General features: G+C 62.4%; 17 protein-coding genes and 1 pseudogene. 13 read left to right on the forward strand and 5 right to left on the reverse strand.

Features of this window, described 5'->3' with window-relative positions; genetic code table 11:
• Positions 1-155: 155 nt before the first annotated feature.
• The 4 genes from aroC to LWE61_RS03400 form a co-directional block, all read right to left on the reverse strand.
• Positions 156-1247, reverse strand: a complete 1092-nt coding sequence (gene aroC, locus LWE61_RS03385) for a chorismate synthase (protein ID WP_234148630.1) — start codon at positions 1245-1247, stop codon at positions 156-158.
• 15 nt (positions 1248-1262) lie between these two features.
• On the reverse strand, positions 1263-2069 hold the full coding sequence (gene fabI, locus LWE61_RS03390) for an enoyl-ACP reductase FabI (RefSeq protein WP_234148631.1): 807 nt from the start codon (positions 2067-2069) through the stop codon (positions 1263-1265).
• The gene (locus LWE61_RS03395; protein WP_234148632.1) at positions 2066-3031 is read right to left on the reverse strand and encodes a YihY/virulence factor BrkB family protein; all 966 of its coding nucleotides are present in this window, start codon (positions 3029-3031) and stop codon (positions 2066-2068) included. Before LWE61_RS03395 ends, fabI begins: the two co-directional genes overlap by 4 nt.
• 156 nt (positions 3032-3187) lie before the next feature.
• Positions 3188-4108: a DnaJ C-terminal domain-containing protein gene (locus tag LWE61_RS03400; protein ID WP_234148633.1), complete on the reverse strand. Its 921-nt coding sequence runs from the start codon at positions 4106-4108 to the stop codon at positions 3188-3190.
• 151 nt (positions 4109-4259) lie between these two features.
• Here LWE61_RS03400 and pdxH point away from each other — a divergent pair, with 151 nt between their 5' ends.
• The 3 genes and pseudogenes from pdxH to LWE61_RS03415 form a co-directional block, all read left to right on the forward strand.
• Entirely contained in the window at positions 4260-4844 is a 585-nt protein-coding gene (gene pdxH, locus LWE61_RS03405) for a pyridoxamine 5'-phosphate oxidase (RefSeq protein ID WP_234148634.1), read from the forward strand.
• Between the two features lie 82 nt (positions 4845-4926).
• The gene (locus tag LWE61_RS03410) at positions 4927-5913 is read left to right on the forward strand and encodes a cation diffusion facilitator family transporter (RefSeq protein WP_234148635.1); all 987 of its coding nucleotides are present in this window, start codon (positions 4927-4929) and stop codon (positions 5911-5913) included.
• 37 nt (positions 5914-5950) lie between these two features.
• A pseudogene (locus LWE61_RS03415) lies at positions 5951-6704 on the forward strand (PhzF family phenazine biosynthesis protein); the annotation flags it as partial.
• Here LWE61_RS03415 and LWE61_RS03420 read toward each other — a convergent pair.
• On the reverse strand, positions 6682-7815 hold the full coding sequence (locus tag LWE61_RS03420) for a serine hydrolase (RefSeq protein WP_234148636.1): 1134 nt from the start codon (positions 7813-7815) through the stop codon (positions 6682-6684). The pseudogene LWE61_RS03415 and the gene LWE61_RS03420 overlap by 23 nt on opposite strands.
• A 250-nt stretch (positions 7816-8065) precedes the next feature.
• Between LWE61_RS03420 and LWE61_RS03425 the strand changes: the two genes are divergently transcribed.
• The 10 genes from LWE61_RS03425 (at position 8066) to LWE61_RS03470 (ending at position 17955) form a co-directional block, all read left to right on the forward strand.
• A complete protein-coding gene (locus LWE61_RS03425) occupies positions 8066-8500 on the forward strand; it encodes an RrF2 family transcriptional regulator (protein WP_234148637.1) in 435 nt (144 codons plus the stop codon).
• Complete coding sequence (locus LWE61_RS03430; RefSeq protein ID WP_234148638.1) at positions 8497-8841, forward strand: ArsC family reductase; 345 nt, start codon at positions 8497-8499, stop codon at positions 8839-8841. The genes LWE61_RS03425 and LWE61_RS03430 overlap by 4 nt, the downstream gene beginning before the upstream one ends.
• Positions 8842-9195: 354 nt before the next feature.
• Complete coding sequence (locus LWE61_RS03435; RefSeq protein ID WP_234148639.1) at positions 9196-9858, forward strand: RBBP9/YdeN family alpha/beta hydrolase; 663 nt, start codon at positions 9196-9198, stop codon at positions 9856-9858.
• 128 nt (positions 9859-9986) lie between these two features.
• Positions 9987-10157, forward strand: a complete 171-nt coding sequence (locus tag LWE61_RS03440; protein ID WP_234148640.1) for a YezD family protein — start codon at positions 9987-9989, stop codon at positions 10155-10157.
• A 165-nt stretch (positions 10158-10322) separates the two neighbouring features.
• Positions 10323-12806, forward strand: coding sequence for a TonB-dependent receptor (locus LWE61_RS03445; protein ID WP_234148641.1), 2484 nt, complete (start codon positions 10323-10325; stop codon positions 12804-12806).
• A 305-nt stretch (positions 12807-13111) separates the two neighbouring features.
• Positions 13112-13888 (forward strand): glucose-1-phosphate cytidylyltransferase, encoded by a 777-nt coding sequence (gene rfbF, locus LWE61_RS03450; protein ID WP_234148642.1) that lies wholly within the window; start codon positions 13112-13114, stop codon positions 13886-13888.
• Positions 13879-14943, forward strand: coding sequence for a CDP-glucose 4,6-dehydratase (gene rfbG, locus LWE61_RS03455; RefSeq protein ID WP_234148643.1), 1065 nt, complete (start codon positions 13879-13881; stop codon positions 14941-14943). The genes rfbF and rfbG overlap by 10 nt, the downstream gene beginning before the upstream one ends.
• Positions 14940-16175: a class I SAM-dependent methyltransferase gene (locus LWE61_RS03460; RefSeq protein ID WP_234148644.1), complete on the forward strand. Its 1236-nt coding sequence runs from the start codon at positions 14940-14942 to the stop codon at positions 16173-16175. The genes rfbG and LWE61_RS03460 overlap by 4 nt, the downstream gene beginning before the upstream one ends.
• A complete protein-coding gene (gene rfbC / locus LWE61_RS03465) occupies positions 16172-16714 on the forward strand; it encodes a dTDP-4-dehydrorhamnose 3,5-epimerase (protein WP_234148645.1) in 543 nt (180 codons plus the stop codon). The genes LWE61_RS03460 and rfbC overlap by 4 nt, the downstream gene beginning before the upstream one ends.
• Complete coding sequence (locus LWE61_RS03470; protein ID WP_234148646.1) at positions 16711-17955, forward strand: glycosyltransferase family 2 protein; 1245 nt, start codon at positions 16711-16713, stop codon at positions 17953-17955. Before rfbC ends, LWE61_RS03470 begins: the two co-directional genes overlap by 4 nt.
• Positions 17956-17979 lie beyond the last annotated feature (24 nt).

Consider the following 17979-nt stretch of genomic DNA (forward strand, 5'->3'; position numbering starts at 1 on the left):
GGCGGCAGGGGCCGCGTCCAAAGGACTGGCGAGCGCGGGACAGGGGGCAGGGGGAGGCAACCACACTGTGACGGGGGTGGGGTGTCACTGTGACGGGGCAGGGGGGGGGCAGGCGGCGGGGGGAGGCAACCACAGGAGAGGATGCCCGTCGCCGGTCAGGCCCCCCGCACGCCGCATTGTGCGCGGTCGAGCAGATATTGGTCCGCCAGCACCAGCGCCATCATCGCCTCCACCACCGGTACGCCACGGATGCCGACGCACGGGTCGTGGCGGCCCTTGGTGACGATCTCGGCCGCCGCGCCGTCGCGCGTCACCGTGTCGACGGGGATCAGGATGGAACTGGTGGGCTTGAACGCCACGCGCACCCGGATCGGCTGGCCGTTGGAGATGCCGCCCAATATGCCGCCCGCATGGTTCGCCATGATGCGCGGGCCGCTGTTGGAGCCGGGCGGGCCGGGGCGGATGGGGTCGGCATTGTCCTCACCGCGCGCGGAGGCCGCCTCGAACCCGTCGCCGATCTCCACGCCCTTGACCGCGTTGATGCTCATCATCGCGGAGGCCAGTTCGCTGTCCAGTTTGGCATAGAGCGGCGCGCCCCAGCCTGCGGGAACGCCGGTCGCCTCGCACTCCACCACCGCGCCGATGGACGAACCGGCCTTGCGCACCTCGTCCACCAGCTTCTCCCACCGCTCTGCGGCGCGGGGGTCGGGGCAGAAGAAGGGGTTGCGGTCGATCTCCGCCGCGTCGAAATGGGCATAGTCGATGCCGTCGCCGCCGATGGCGCTGACCCAGCCACGGATGCTCACGCCCGGAATGGCCGCCCGCGCTACCGCGCCCGCCGCGACCCGGCTCGCCGTTTCGCGCGCCGACGAACGCCCGCCGCCGCGATAGTCGCGAAAGCCATATTTCACGTCATAGACCTGATCTGCATGGCCGGGACGATAGGCGAGCGCGACGTCGCCATAATCCTTCGACCGCTGGTCCACATTCTCGATCATCAGGCTGATCGGGGTGCCCGTGGTCTTGCCCTCGAACACGCCGGACAGGATGCGCACCTCGTCCGGTTCGCGCCGCTGCGTGGTGAAGCGGGACGTGCCGGGCTTGCGCCGGTCCAGCCAGGGCTGGATGTCCGCCTCGCTCAGCGGGATGCCGGGGGGGCAGCCGTCCACGACCGTGCCGATGGCGGGGCCATGGCTCTCCCCCCAGGTGGTGAAGCGGAAGACGCGACCGAAGGTGTTGAAGCTCACGCGATCAGCCTGCCTTCACTTCACCAGCGCGATGTCGGGCGCGTCCTCGGCCTTCATGCCGACGACATGATAGCCCGCGTCGACATGATGCGTCTCGCCGGTCACGCCCGACGCCAGGTCGGAGAGGAGGTAGAGGGCGGAGCCGCCCACATCCTCGATCGTGACATTGCGGCGCAGCGGCGAATTCAGCTCGTTCCATTTCAGGATCAGGTTGAAATCGCCGATGCCCGACGCCGCCAGCGTGCGGATCGGCCCGGCGGAGATGGCGTTGACGCGGATATTGTCCTGGCCCAGGTCGGCGGCCAGATATTTCACGCTGGTCTCCAGCGCCGATTTCGCCACGCCCATCACATTATAATGGGGCACGACCTTTTCCGCGCCATAATAGCTCAGCGTCAGCAGCGATCCGCCGTCCGGCATCATCGCGGCGGCGCGCTGGGCGACGGCGGTGAAGCTGTACACGCTGATGTTCATCGTGCTCAGGAAGTTTTCGAGGCTGGTGTCGGCGTAGCGGCCGCGCAGTTCATTCTTGTCCGACGCACCAATGGCGTGGACGAGGAAGTCGATCTTGGGCCAGCGCGCCGCCAGTGTCGCAAAAGCGTCATCAAGCGCGGCCATGTCGGACACGTCGCAGGGGAACACGAAATCGCTCCCCAGCGACTCCGCCAGCGGGCGCACGCGCTTTTCGATCGCCGCGTTGGGAAAGCTGAAGGCAAGCTCCGCCCCCTGCGCGTGCAATGCCTGCGCAATACCCCATGCCAGCGACTTGTCGTTCGCGAGGCCCATAATCAGCCCGCGTTTTCCGGTCATCAGTCCGCTCATTCCCCGGAAGTCTCCCTCATTTCAGTGGCTGGCGTCATGGTGTCGAGTTCCTCGCCCGTATCGGGGAACTCCGCAAGCGCCGCGTTTAATTCCGCGCCAATTACCACGCCAAGCCCGATGATGAAGAAAAAAATGAGGGTGATCATCGCACCGGCCAGACCGCCATAGGTCAGGTTGTAGCCGCCGAGGTAGGACAGGGCGGTGGGAAGCGCCAGGCAGGTGACGTACCACCAGCCCGTCGTCATCGCCGCGCCGGGCCATTTGGGGAAGGCCGGTCCCCGGTAACGGCTGGGTGTCAGCGCCGCGAAAAGATAGAAAAGGCCGACGAACAGGATCAGCGCGGGTGCGATCCGCGTCGCCTGCACGATGGCGATGGCCTCGTCCGCGAAGGGCAGCAGCCGGTGCAGGAAGGCGTCCGCCGCCCCGATGATGACCTGCAACGAAAAGGCGAACATGATCGCGAACACGCACACGAAGATGATGCCGATCGACCCCAGCCGATAATGCCAGAAGGGGCGGCTGCTCTTCGTCCCATAGGCGCGGCGCAATATGTCGCGGATCGTCTCGATCAGGCTGCCCACCGTCCACAGCCCGACCGCCGCGCCGAACCACAGCAGGTTGCCGGTGCGCGCCACCAGCGCCTGATGGATCGGTTCGCGCAGCACCACCTCCACATTAGGCGGCAGGGTGGAGAGGAAGGCGTTGACCGCCGCCAGCCCCTCCGTCGTCTTGCCGAACACCTGCGCCACCGCCGCCGCGACGATGAAGAAGGGGAACAGGGCGACGAGGGTCAGATAGGCCAGATTGCCCGCGTGGATGAACCCGTCGGAATAGACGCCGACCGCGACCCGCTTGATGATCTCCACCGTGCGCAGGCCCAGTTGCTCCTCAACCTCCGCGCGAAAGCGGGCGGTCCCGCGTTTGCGCCGCGCCTCCGGGGACTGGGGGGAAAGATCCTGCATCCGCGCTCCTGCCCCCTTTCGGCCTTATGCCCAGTCGACCCTATGTCCTGCCAACGCTATCCCGCGCCGGTATCCCGCGCCATCGTGCAACGCATGACGGGCCTTGCGGTCCCATGCCTGCCGCAAAGCTGTCAGGGACCACAGGGGCGCAGGGCGTCAGACGCCCAGGTCGCCCCGCACCGCCCGCGTATCCGTCCAGTCCGCGACAAAGGCCTTCAGCCGCTCGTCATCGGCGGGCAGGTCGATCATCAGCGTGACATATTGCGCGCCGCGCGTGCCGTCCTTGCGGGTGAAGCCCCTTTCCTTCAGGCGCAGCGACTGGCCGGACCGGGCGCCAGCGGCCACCGCCAATATCACCGGGCCGTCGACCGTCGGCACCTTGATCCGCGCGCCGTTGACCGCCTCGTCCAGCGTGATGGGCACGTCCACCCGCACATCGTCGCCATCGCGCTTGAAAAAGGGGTGGTTGTCGATCTCGATGGTGACGATGGCGTCGCCCGCGCCGCCGGGGCCGCGCTCGCCCTTGCCGGACAGCCGCATCTGCATACCGCTCTCCACGCCCGCGGGCAGCTTGAGGTCGAGCGTCTTGCCATCCTGCAACGTGATGCGCTGCGGCGCGCGGGTCGCCGCGTCGATGAAGCCGACACGCAGGCGATATTGCACATTGTCGCCCTGTCGTGGCGGCTGGGCGCGCGCGCCAAATCCGGTGAAGCCGCCGGTGCCGCCGCCCCGCCGTCCGCCGCCGAACAGCCCTTCGAAAATATCGCCGAAATCATTGCCGCCGGTTTCGAACCCGCCCGGACCCTGGCGAAAACCGCCGCCGCCGCCGAATCCGCCACCAAAGGGGTTGGTGGGGTTGCCGCTGCCGTCGATCTCGCCCCGGTCGAACTGGGCGCGCTTGTCCTTGTCCGACAACAGGTCATAAGCGGCCGTCACCTCCGAAAAGCGGTCCGCCGCCTTCGGATTATCCTTGTTCTTGTCCGGGTGCAGCTCCTTGGCGAGCTTGCGATAGGCGGACTTGATGGCCGCGTCATCGGCCGTGCGGGGTATGCCCAGCAGGGAATAGGGATCAGCCATTGCGTCTTTTCATGCTCCGTGGCGCTCCATCTGGCAATTTGCGGGCCGCTCCGCAAGTGCAACCGGCCTTTCGCCGTGCGGGATCGTCGTCATGCCCGGCGGCGCGTCAGCGTCTCGACAGGGGCGGGGGCCGGGGCTAGACATGGCGGCCATGACCCAGACCGATCCTTTTTCGCTGTTCGACCAATGGTATGCGGAGGCGCGGTCGAGCGAGATCAACGACAGCAATGCCATGACGCTGGCGACGGTGGACGCGCAGGGACGGCCCTCCGCGCGCATGGTGCTGCTCAAGGGGCACGGGCCGGACGGCTTTGTCTTCTACACGAATTTCGAAGGGCGCAAGGCGGGCGATCTGCTGGGCAATCCCCATGCCGCGCTGCTGTTCCACTGGAAGTCGCTGCGGCGTCAAATTCGGATAGAGGGCGTCGTGGGCCGGGTCGACGATGCGACCGCCGACGCCTATTTCGCGACGCGCAGCCGCGATTCCCAGCTCGGCGCATGGGCCTCCGACCAGTCGCGGCCGCTGCCCGGCCGGGACGTGTTCCTCGCCCGCTTTGCGGAGCGGGAGGCGCAGTTCGCCGGGGGCGACGTGCCGCGCCCGCCCCACTGGTCGGGCTTCCGGCTGGTGCCGGACCGGATCGAATATTGGCAGGACCGCGAATATCGCCTGCATGAACGCACCCTGTTCACGCGCGACGGGCATGGCGGCTGGCGGAGCGGGCTGCTCTACCCGTGACGCGGGGTCACCCCTCATGCCGGGCGATCCCTGATGCCGGGCCATCCATGACGCAGGCTCCTTCGATCAGAAAGGCCGCGGCATGACGCAGGCGCTCTACGCCGCGCAGGACCGGCAGCATCTGGCCGCGACCGGGGCGCTCAACCGGCGGGCGGCGGTGGCCAGCGTGTCGGCCGCGCTGCTGCTGGGCCTGCTCAAGGGCTATGCGCTCTGGGCGACCGGCTCCATCGCGATGCTGGGGTCGCTGGCGGACACCGCGCTGGATCTGGTCGCCAGCCTCGTCACGCTGGTCGCCGTGCATGTCGCGGCGCAGCCCGCCGACGCCCATCACCGTTTCGGCCATGGCAAGGCGGAGGCGCTGGCCGCCCTGTTCCAGGTTTCCCTCATCAGCGTCGCCGCCATCGCGATCATCGCCCGGTCGGTGGATCGGTTGCAGGGGGGCGCCGCGCCGGAGGGGCTGGGGACAGGCGTGGGCGTGTCCCTTGCGGCGATGGCGGTGACGCTGGCGCTGCTTGCCTATCAGCGGCGGATCATCCGCCGGACCGGCTCGGTCGCCATTCAGGCGGACAATGTCCATTATCAGTCCGACCTGCTGCTCAACGGCGCGGTGATCGCGGCGCTGCTCCTCGACATAGTGGCGGGGCTGCGCGGGGCGGATGCGCTGTTCGGCATCGCCATCGGGCTGTGGCTGGGCTGGGGGGCATGGCGCGCCTCGACGCAGGCGATCGACCAGTTGATGGATCGCGAATGGCCGCTCGACCGGCGGGAGCGTTTCCTGGCCGTCGCCAGCCGCCACCCGGAGTTGCAGGGCATCCATGATCTGCGCACCCGGACGGCGGGAGCGCGCGATTTCGTGCAATTTCACGTCTGGATGGACCCGTTTATGCCGCTTTCGCACGCGCATCGGGTGATGGACGAGGTGGAAAGCCGCCTGCGGCTTGAGTTTCCGGGGGTGGAGATATTGATACACCCCGATCCGGTTGGTCATGTTGATAAAGGCGATCCCCTGACAGAGCGCGACGCGCGCGATCTCGTGGCCGATCAAAAGGCGGAAAGGCGGGGGTTTTGACGTCTCCCACGCGCCTGCCCTTCACCTAGGTTGACGCTTCGCCGACGCGCCCTTCACCGGCAATCCCGCCGCCGTGATCCATCTCGACGCCTGGCTCCCCGACCCTGTGTTGCAGGCCATCGCGGCGGAAAATAATCTCGCCGAATCCGCCTTCACCGTCGCTTTGCCAAAGAGGGCGGGGGCGGATCATGAACTGCGGTGGTTCACGCCGACGGTCGAGGTTGCGCTCTGCGGCCACGCAACCATGGCGTCGGGCCATGTACTGATCGGCGAGCGGAACCATATCCTGTTCCGTACCCGGCAGGCGGGTGGTCTGCTGGTCAGCCGTATGGCTGACAGATTGGCGTTGCGCCTGCCGGATTGGGGCGCAGAACCCAGCGCGCTGCCGGATTTCCTCGCGCCCATGGGCGGCCCGGTGGAGAGTACGCTATGGCGGGAGGGTGGGTACGCCGTCTTCGTCTATCCCGACGAGGCTGCGATACGGGCGTTGGCGCCGGACCTCTCAGCTTTACGCGAGATGGGCTATCCTGTTGATCGCAACAGCGCCAGGGGAGGCGATGGATGTGGTCAGCCGTGTCTTTCTGCCCGGTGGAGGCGTGGGAGAAGATACTGTTACCGGTGCGGCCTATTTCGTCATCGCCCGCTATTGGGCGCAGCGTCTCGGCCGCCGCACCTTCACCGCCCATCAGGCCAGAGCGCGGGTTGGCAGACTGGACTGCCGACTGGACGATGTGACGGTGACGCCGACCGGCCGTTGTCGCACTGCCATCAGGGGCGATTTCTACCTGTGATATTATCGTTATAGGCTGAGCGCGCGGCGGGCTGGTGCATGCCTGCCACCGTGCGCGACACCGCCTGCATCAGCGCCCAGCGTTCGGGAATGGATACGGTCGTGCTGCCGATCATAACCGCCAGCGCATAGCTGGAGCCATCGGGGGCAGTCATGATGCCAACATCGTTGAAGCCGGTGGACCGTGGGGCCAGCTCCTGCCCGGTCCCGGTCTTGTGGGCATAATACCAGCCGGCGGGAACGCCCCCCTTGATCCGCTGCGGTCCGGTCTTGGCTTCGGACATGGTGGATAGCAGGATGCTGGTCGACGCTGGCGAGAGCATCTCGCCGCGCTTCAGCTTGGCGAGCGCGGTCACAATGCCGACCGGCGATGCGCCATCCGGCGGATCGGCGAGATAGGCGTCGAGTGCACGATTGCGTGCCGCTAGGGGCAAGGCTGCGCGCGCGGCATAGAAACTGCGGCCATAGGCCAAGTTCTGGTCCCAGATTAGACCCGCCGTGCCGCTTTGGAGCAGGCGTTCGCCGGGGCCGAAGCGCACACCGTCGATGAAGCGTCTGGCCAGGAAACCCTGCACTGCCGATGGACCGCCGACTGCGCGCATGACGCTGTCGTTGGCGGTATTGTCGCTCTGCGTCATCGCGCGATAGAAAAGATCCTGTACCGTGGTCGTGTAACCTTCCGGCTTGACCATGGCTGCGATCGGCTGATGGAACAGGGTCAGATCCTGCGGGCGGATGGTGACGGGGGTGGCGAGCGTGATCTTGCCGCGGTCCACGGCGTCCAGCATGGTCATGGCGACCCACAGCTTTGATACGCTCTGCTGCGGATAACGACGGTTGCCGTTATAATTGATCGTCCAGCCATCATCGATGCTCTGCACGGCGATACCGACCTGGCCATTGAAGTTGCGGCCCAGCGACTGGATGACGCTATCGAGCGCGGCGGGCGCTGGTGCACGGACCGGGGCGGGAGCATTGGCCCTGTCGCTGGTCCAGAAACCGGGAAGCTGGGTCGGCTGGTTTTCGCGATACTGACCGTTATCGGCAAGCGCCAGATTAATGCCCGGCGCGACAAAGGCCGTGGCGGCCATGACGGCACCCGTCGTCGCCAAGAAAACACCGCCTTTAAACCAACCGCTCATTCGCCCGCCCGCGTCATTAAAATCATGTCATGTCCCGTTCGCCCCACCCACACGGCCATATTATGGCAAACAACTGATTAACAAGCTCAAAACAATGGAAAGTCGATTGCGCCGAATCGGGGCCTGAGCGCGCCAAGCCGTCCTAGCATTGGCAGATTACGGCGGTTGCGGTGCGACGCGTGGCGGGTTAGGAGTAGATTACTAAACCAAAAGAGTAGGCATGCTTTCGCAACGAACCCGATATACGATCCGTGCGCTTCAGCATCTGGCGCGCCGTTATGGCGAGGGACCGGTGCATCTGGCGGAAATTGCCGAAGCTCAGAATATCCCTGCGAAATTCCTGACTGTCATCCTGTCCGAAATGTCGCGAGAAGGCTTGATCGCCACGCAGCGCGGCCGCGACGGCGGTTATTGGCTGGCTTTGCCGCCGGTTGACATACGCTATGGCGACATTTTGCGGTTGACCAATGGCGCGCTGGCGTTGGTTCCCTGTGCAAGCCGCTTCGCTCATGAGACATGCAAGAATTGCCTGCCGGAGGAGAAGTGCGAATTGCGGCGGATCATGTTGCTGGTGCGGGATGAGACGGCAGCTATCCTCGACCGGCTGACGCTGGCGGATCGGTTCGACATGAGTGACGAGAGCGCAATTCCATGAGCATCATCCTATATGGCATCCCCAATTGCGATACTGTAAAGAAGGCTCGCCTGTGGCTGGACGGCAAGGGCGTGGATTACAAGTTTTACGATTATAAGAAGCAAGGCGTGGATGAAGCAGCCTTGCGCGATTGGGTTTCAGAAGCGGGTTGGGAAGCGTTGCTTAACCGGGCGGGCACCACCTTTCGTAAACTGCCAGAAGCAAAACGAGCCGATCTCGATGCAGGCAAGGCTGTGACGATCATGTTGGACAACCCCTCCGCCATCAAGCGGCCGGTCGTGACCGGCGCGGGCGCGATCCTGATTGGGTTTAAGCCGGACGATTGGGCGGCGCACCTTTAGGACTATCCGCCGAGTTCATTGGAAATGCCTGCGATGGTTTCGTGGTGAATTAGCTAGAAGGCGCGGAAGTCATACATTCCGCAGCTTTGGGGACAGGGTGGCATAATTGCCTGTACTCGCCGGATGGCGCGTGGATGCCATAAATTTATAATTTTTTGTCTTGGCTGTTCTTGTTCCACATTGGCGGAGCATGGGTTGGTCCAGCAGCTTTTATAAGCAATATTGTGCCGTCTTGCCGTTGGTCGCAACGCCCCAACGCTCAATCGCTCCACCATTGTCTACTCTACAAATAGAATTATCTATCGGGCGTCGGGCGATCATGCCCGATTCGGATCTTCAAGGAGCCGCCCGTCCATGAACAGCAGCATCGACAATGGCAGGATCCAGCCGCTGGTATTGACCGTGCCCGGACTCGACAATAGCGGCGCGGGGCACTGGCAGAGTATCTGGGAGCGTGAGCGCGCCGATTGTCAGCGCGCTGATCTTGGCATGTGGTCCAACCCGCATCGCAATAGCTGGGTGACGATGCTGAACAGTGCGATCCGGCAGGCAGATTGCCCGGTCATTCTCGCGGCGCATAGTCTGGGATGTCTCGCCGTTGCATGGTGGGCGGCGCTGGAAACGCAATCTTATGGTAATCCCGTTGCGGGTGCGCTGCTGGTGGCGCCGCCGGATGTGGATGCGGCTGGCCCCGATCCGCGGCTCGCTGGCTTTGGTCCAGCGCCTAAGGTTATCCTGCCCTTCCCCAGTGTGACCATCGCGAGCAGCAATGATCCCTATATCGATCTGGCGCGAGCGCGCAGCCTAGCCAAATTCTGGGGCAGTCATTTTGTCGAAATTGGCGATGCGGGGCACGTCAACGCAGAGTCCGGGCTAGGCGACTGGCAGGAAGGGCAGCAATGGCTCGACCGTCTGCTCGGCTTGGCGACGGGCGATGACGTACGTAGTGAAATATTAGGAAAATCAATATTTTCCAGTTCTTTGAAGGGGATTCGGCCGATTTCTATCGACAGCTGATTTTCCGTTAGCAGCAACCCCGCCGGGCGGTTTCGAGAGAAATAGTTTTTCTTGAAACCGCCCTTTCTTTAATTTTATTGTCTATCGAACAAATAGACATTATGGCCGATTCTCAGGAAGGAAAGCTCATGAATCGACATACGACGCTCAGTCCCAAGCCGACGCCCGACCATGATGCGGCTGTGGAGCAGATCAGCCAGGCCCTGAACGGCCTACGCTTCGGTTCCATTTCCGTCGTCGTGCACGATGGCCGGGTGACGCAGATTGATGTGACGGAAAAGCGTCGTCTGGGCGTCTGACGGACCGACACCGGCGGGCACGCGCCCGAGGGTTACATCTGTTTTGGTTCTCCTTTCGGACTTGTCCTACCCGTTCCCCGGGCGGACCAAAATGCAAACATTCTTTGGGGGACACCCACCGGGCAACCGGAGGAACACCAAATTTATAAGGTTCGGGAGGACCACATGACCATGAAGACCATTCGGCTGGCGGCAACCGCCAGCGTGCTGCCGTTTGCAGCCCTTTTTGCCAGCACAGCCTTTGCGCAGGCCCCCGTCCCGGCTGACGCCGCTCCTGCTGAGCAGGCCGCCGATGCGGGTGCAGCCGGTCCCGGCGACATTGTCGTCACCGCGCGCCGTCGCGAAGAATCCGCGCAGGGCGTGCCCATCGCTTTGTCGGTGCTGGACGGCAAGACGCTTGACGGCACAGGGGCCTTCAATGTCGCGCGGCTCCAGCAGTTGCAGCCGGCAATCCAGTTCTACTCCAGCAATCCGCGTAACAGCGCGATCAACATTCGCGGCCTGGGCGCGCCGTTCGGCCTGACCAACGACGGTATCGAGCAGGGCGTCGGCTTTTATGTCGATGGCGTCTATATCGGCCGCATCGGCGTTGCCACGATGGACTTCATCGACGTGGAGCGTCTGGAAGTGCTGCGCGGCCCGCAAGGTACGCTTTATGGCAAGAACACAACGTCCGGCGCGTTGAACATCACGACACGCAAGCCCAGCTTCACGCCAGAAGGTCAGGCGGAGTTCTCCGTCGGCAATTATCATTTCGTGCAGGCGAAGGCATCGGTTTCCGGCCCGTTGTCGGACAAGCTCGCGGTGCGCCTGTCCGCATCCGGCACGCGGCGTGACGGCACGGTGCTGAACACCAGCGGTCTGGACCTGCACCGGCAGGATAATGTCGGCGCTCGCGCTATCGTGCTGTGGAAGCCGACCGATACGCTGGACTTCAGTCTGTCGGGCGACTTCAACGTGCAGAACCCGCTGTGCTGCGTGCAATATTATGCGCGCACCGTGCCGAACGCCAAATATACGGCTCTGGCGAACGGTATCGGCTATAAGCCTGCCAGCCTCAATCCGTTCGACCGCGTGACCGATCTGGACGCAGAGAGCAATTCGCGTCAGGAAATCGGGGGCGCATCGCTGGTCAGCAACTGGGACTTCGGTCCTGCAACGCTGACCTCCGTGACCGCCTATCGTTATTGGGACTGGAAGCCCAAGAACGACCGTGACTTCGTCGGTCTGCCGATCACGACGATTTCGCAGAACCCGTCGCAGCAGCGCCAGTTCAGTCAGGAACTGCGCATCGCCTCCAACGGCAAGAACACGATCGATTATACGTTCGGTGCCTATTTCTTCACGCAGGCGATCAATACGCAGGGTTCGCAGGTTCAGGGTTCGCGGGCCAGCTACTGGCTGCTGAGCGCCTATGCCAATAATGTGCTGACGGTGGGTGCGAACGCAGCGAACCCGGCAGTGCTCAACGGTCTGACCAGCACCAATGCCATTCGCCTGAGCAACCAGAGCGCGGCCATTTATGGCAAGCTCAACTGGGCAGTAAACGACCGGCTGCACATCCAGCCCGGTCTGCGCCTCAACTATGATAAGAAGACGGGTTCCTACAACTCGGTCGTCAGCATCAACAACGGCACCTATAATTATTCGATCACGGCGGCTCAGGCAGCGGTGTATGCGAACAATGCGGCTCAGAATCCTGTCACCGGAGCGACATCCCCGATCAATCAGGTCACGGGCACGGCCGTGCCGCTTGCCGTGTACAGGGATCAGGTCAAGACGCTGGCGCCACTCTACTACACGCCGACCTTCAGCGATTGGAACCTGTCGGGTGACGTCAACGTCTCCTACGACTTCAGCCGCGACATCCATGCCTATGCAACCTATGCGTACAGCTTCAAGTCGGGCGGTATCAACCTGTCGGGTATCCCGTTTGCCGCTGACAACGTCACACCGGACTATACCAAGCAGACGGTGGCGCCGGAAAAGGTCAATCATTATGAAATCGGCCTGAAGACGCAGTGGCTCGACAAGCGCCTGACCATCAACCTGGCCGGTTACTGGACTGATATTTCTGACTATCAGACCACGGTGAATGGTCAGGCTGTCAGCACGATCCGCGGTTATCTTGCGAATGCGGACAAGGTCCGTTCGCGTGGCGGTGAGTTCGATACGTCGTTCCGTCCGTCGGACCGTCTGAGCCTCTACTTCAACGGTGCATATACGGACGCGGAATATGTCCGTTTCACCAATGCGCCTTGCCCGCCGGAGAAGTCCGGCACGTGCGACATTTCCGGTCAGGTTCTGCCGGGCGTGTCCAAATGGTCCTTCTCTTATGGCGGTGAAGTCAATTTGCCGGTCGGTGCGGGCGAAGGCCAGATCTATGCGGGTTATGACGGTAATTATCGTTCGCGCTTCTCGTCCAACCCGTCGCCGTCGCAATATATGTACATCAACGGCTATTCGCTCTCGAATTTCCGGCTGGGCTACCGCGAAGGCACGAAGTTGAACATCTTTGCCTGGGTTCGTAACGCATTCGACGAGAATTACTTCGAACTGCTGACCAGCCAGTCGGGCAGCACCGGGCTGATCATCGGACAGCCGGCCGATCCGCGCACCTGGGGCCTGACGGTCAAGACCAGCTTCTAAACTTCTCTCTCCTGTCAGGGAGGGCTTCCGAAAGGGAGTATGACCGGCCCCGGAACCGCGCTTGCTTCGTCACGCGGTTTCGGGGCCGGACTATTTTTACGGTCTGGCGCTTGTGCTTCAAATTGCTTGCGTAACGGACTGACTTGCGAGCATATCACCACCGTTCATATCGGTTCAGCGAAGGCGTCTTTCGTGGAGAGTTCGATCCCGGAGCGGGAACGCCGCAGAAACACATATGTCGAGAGTGGCCCTGAGATGTACTTCGCCGAAATAATGGGCCAGCCACTGTCGCCGGACCGCATTGCATGAAAGCCGTCATTCTAGCCGGAGGCTTCGGATCGCGCCTCTCAGAAGAAACGGTGGTGCGGCCCAAGCCGCTGGTGGAAATCGGCGATAAGCCGATGCTGTGGCATATCATGAACATCTACGCCCATCATGGGGTGAAGGACTTCATCATCTGCGCCGGCTACAAAGGCTATATGATCAAGGAGTATTTCACCAATCTGTTCATCCACCACAGCGACATTACGGTCGACCTGTCCAACAACAGCATCGAATATCATCGGGCGACCCAACTGGACTGGCGGGTGACGGTGGTCGATACCGGCGTCCAGTCGATGACCGGGGGACGTCTGCGCCGCATTGCCGACTATCTCGATGTGGAGGGGCCGTTCTGCATGACCTATGGCGACGGTCTGGGTGACATCGACATTTCGGCGGAAATCGCTTTCCACCGCAGTCATGGGCTGAAGGCGACCATGTGCGCGGTCATCCCGCCCGGCCGGTTCGGCGTTGCCAATATCGAGGATGGTCGGGTGAGCGCCTTTGTCGAGAAGCCGAGCGGCGCGAATCAACAGCGCATCAACGGTGGCTTCTTCGTGCTCGACCGATCGGTGATCGACCTGATCGAGGATGACCAGACCAGTTGGGAAGGCGAGCCGCTGGAGATGCTGGCGGGGCAAAACCAGTTAGCAGCGTTTGAGCATGACGGCTTTTGGCAGCCGATGGACACGCTCCGCGAGAAGGCGCAACTGGAGGAATATTGGAACAACGGCAACGCGCCCTGGAAGATATGGGCCTGAACCAATTCTGGAAGGGCCGCCGTGTATTCGTGACCGGGCACACGGGGTTCAAGGGCGCTTGGCTCTGCCTGTGGCTGGAGCGGCTGGGTGCGGCAGTGCGCGCTGTTGCGTTGGTACCGGAACCGCCCGTTTCTCTCTATGACAGCGTGGCACCATGGCCCAATGCAGACCATCATATCCTCGATATCCGCGATGCGGCGGCACTGGCGGACGATGTCCGGACTTTCCAGCCGGATATCGTTCTGCATCTCGCGGCACAGGCGCTGGTGCGGCGGAGCTATGCCGATCCGGTTGAGACATTTTCCACCAACATATTGGGCACGGTCAACCTGCTGGAGGCGGTGCGGGATGTGTCGTCGGTTCGTACCGTTCTGGTGGTCACATCCGACAAGGTCTATGCCAATGCCGGGCAGGGGCGACCCTTTGTGGAGGGTGATCCGCTGGGCGGGACCGACCCATACAGCAGTTCCAAGGCGTGCGCGGAACTGATCTGCGCCAGCTATCGCAAAAGCTACTTTCAGAGTGCTAGCGTGGCACTGGCGACCGCGCGGGCGGGTAATGTCATCGGTGGCGGAGACTGGGCGAAGGATCGGCTGGTGCCTGATTTCATCCGGGCGCTGTCGGCTGGCAAACCCGTCGAGTTGCGCTACCCCGATGCGGTCCGGCCGTGGCAGCATGTACTGGAGCCGCTGGGAGGCTATTTGCGCTATGCGCAGGCTTTGACCGAGCAGGGCGGGGATGCGTTGCCGGCTGCACTGAATATTGGCCCGGACCCGCGAGATTTCGCTCGCGTGGCAGAATTGGCGGAAGAGTTGGGCGCGGCGTTCGGTATCGATGCAAGCTGGCGGCAAGCGCCCGGAGAGTGGGAAGTGGAAGCGTCGCTCCTGACGCTGGACTCCACGCTGGCAGCGGAAACGCTTGGCTGGCGTCCGCGTCTGGCGCGCGCGCAGGCAATGGACTGGACAGCGGCATGGTACAGAGCCGAGCGGGAAGGAGCCGACATGCGCCGCTTCACGCTCGACCAGATTGCGGCCTATGAGGATTTGGGACGATGACTGAGCGGCGGTGCCGATTTTGCGATACGGCTCTGGAGCATGGTTTTGTCGACTTGGGTTCGACACCGCTCGCCAACAGCTTCCTGACCGCAGAGCAACTGGAGCAACCGGAACCGTCCTATCCGCTCCGGGCTAGTGTATGCGGCCAGTGCTGGTTGGTGCAGGCGGACGCTTTTGTCTCCGCAGAGGAGATTTTCAGCGATTATGCCTATTTCTCCTCGATCAGCGATAGCTGGGTAGAGCATGCTCGCCGCTATGCTACGATGACCCGCGAGCGTTTCGGCCTGGACCAGACGTCGCAGGTGATCGAGGTGGCGAGCAATGACGGCTACCTGCTCAAGCATTTCGTGGCAATGGGGGTGCCTGTACTGGGCATAGAGCCGGCTGAGAATGTTGCTCAGGTCGCGCGGGCGATCGGCGTGCCGACGGAGGCGCGCTTTTTTGGCAGGGATACCGCCGCGAATCTCGTCGCGCGCGGACTGGCTGGGGATCTGGTCATCGGTAATAATGTACTGGCCCATGTGCCGGACATCAATGATTTCGTCGGTGGACTGGCGGCGGTCATCAAGCCGGGGGGCGTGGTCAGTCTGGAGTTCCCACACCTACTCCGTCTGATCGAGGGCGCGCAGTTCGATACCGTTTATCACGAGCATTTCTATTATCTGTCGCTGCTGGCGGTGGAGAATATTTTTGCAGCGCATGGCCTTGTGGTGTTCGATGTCGAGGAATTGGAGACCCATGGCGGCAGCCTGCGCGTCTTTGCGCGGCGGGCGGCGGCGGTGCGGGATCGCGTGATGCCGGGCGTGGACAAGATACGGCGAGACGAAGCGGTGGCCGGGTTTGACCATGTCACCGTCTACAAGGCTTTTCAGGAGCGAGTAGCGCCGATCCGGGAAGGGTTGCTGGCCTTCCTGCAGCAGGCGAAGGTGGATGGGAAGACGGTCGCGGCCTATGGCGCGGCGGCCAAGGGCAATACGCTGCTCAACTTTTGCGGCATCGACATCGGCCTGATCGACTATGTGGTTGATCGCAGCCCGGCGAAGCAGGGCTTGTTCTTGCCGGGCAGCCGTCTGCCCATCCTGCCGCCCGAAAAGATTTTCGAGACGCGGCCCGACTATCTGCTGATCCTACCTTGGAACATCCGGGAGGAGGTGGTGGCGATCAATCGCGGAATTGCTGATTGGGGCGGGCGTTTTGTCGTGGCGGTACCGGAACTGATGGTGTTTGGATGAAATTCCTGGCTACGGCCATTGTGGGTGCCTTCGTCGTGGAGGTGGAGCCGCAGGTGGACGAGCGTGGCCTTTTCGCCCGGACCTTCTGCGCCGAGATGTTCGCGGCGCAGGGATTGCCGTCCCACTATCCGCAATGCAATGTGTCGATGAACCACAGTCGGGGTACATTGCGCGGCCTGCATTTTCAGGCGGAACCGGGGAAGGAAGCCAAGCTGGTGCGGGCGACGCGGGGCACGGTCTATGACGTGGCTGTCGATTTGCGGCCGGATTCACCCAGCCATTTGCAATGGGCGTCGGTCGAACTGAGCGCGGACCGGCGCAATGCTTTCGCAATTCCCGCGGGCTGCGCGCATGGCTTCCTAACTTTGGAAGATGGTTGCGAACTTATTTACCATATGTCGTCCATCTATGCGCCGGACCTCGCCCGTGGGGTCCGGTGGGACGATCCGCTGTTCGGCATCGACTGGCCTTTTTCGCCGGTGGTGATCGGAGAGCGGGATGCGACCTATCCGTCGTTTAATCAGGAGATGGTCCGTTGAAGGACGTCAAGCTTAGCATCTGTATTCCGACGTACAATCGCGAAATCTATATTCGCAACGCGCTGGAATATTGCGAAGCCTATAACTTCAGCTTTTCATATGAGATCATCGTGTCGGACAACGCCTCGACCGACGCCACGGGCGCGGTGGTGGCGGAGTTTATCGCCAAGGGCCTGCCGATCCGCTATTTCCGGCGGGAGGTGAATGGCGGGTCCGGCCCGAATCTGGCCAATGCCTTTCACCATGCCGTCGGGGAGTATTCCGTTTATCTGGCTGATGATGACCTGTTGGTCGTCAGCGGGGTCGAGGAAGCGATCCGTCATCTGGACCAGAATCCCGAAGTGGTGGCCTGCCACGCGCCTTGGAACATGTACGATGAGGTGGAAGGTCGCGACCTCTCGCAATTCTACGCCGTGGAGGAAGACCGCACGTTCGATCGGCAGGATTTTTTCGACATGTTCCGCTTCATCTTCGAGGGGCATATCTTCCCGGAGATCGCCATCTATCGTTCGTCTGCGCTGCGGTCCTGCTGGGTGCCACGCGAATATTGCTTTTGGGCCTTTTCCTATCTCGCCCATTTCCTGGACCAGGGCGCGGTCACCTTCCTGAAGCAGCCTTTCTACCGATCCGTGGCGGTCTCCAAGTTGAACGCGACCCGCCAGCAGGCCGGGCATGACGATGTGATGACGTCATGGGATAAATATCGTGGCGGGCTGGAATATTATCTGCATATCGCTGCGCAACGTGGCGTGCTGGACATGTCGGAGGAAGCCTGTGCCGTCTATGAGCAGATGTGCCGGATCTTCACTTTGATCCGCATGTCGGTCGCCATCCGTTTCTGGTATGCGCGCAAGGATTATATCACCGCTTATGAGCTGTGCACCCGGATGGTGATCGGCGGGCAGGGCGATCATCCCGAAGTGGTCAAGATCGCCAAGACTTTGCCCACGCTGGTCGGCCTTCAGACACTGGCGTATCAGGTCAACGCCACGTCGGGTATCTGTTGCTTGGTCATCGGGGGCATGGCTGACCCGGACTATATCGCCGCTCTGCTGTATGAGACGGGCTTGTCCCCACAGGTCGTGGTTATTGCTGACACTGCCGCTAACGATGTGGATATGATCGCACAATCGGCGGTGTTCATCGGCGATGAGGTTCTGCGCGAGGAATATGAAGCGAAGGGCTATCAGCCCAATCTGATCTTTTCCGAGCTTGAACTGACCCAGCATGTGCTGATCTGAACCGGCCAGAAGGGGGAGGATTAG

Origin of the sequence: Sphingobium sufflavum, assembly GCF_021403115.1 — a bacterium.
In the GTDB taxonomy this organism is placed as follows: Bacteria; Pseudomonadota; Alphaproteobacteria; order Sphingomonadales; family Sphingomonadaceae; genus Sphingobium; species Sphingobium sufflavum.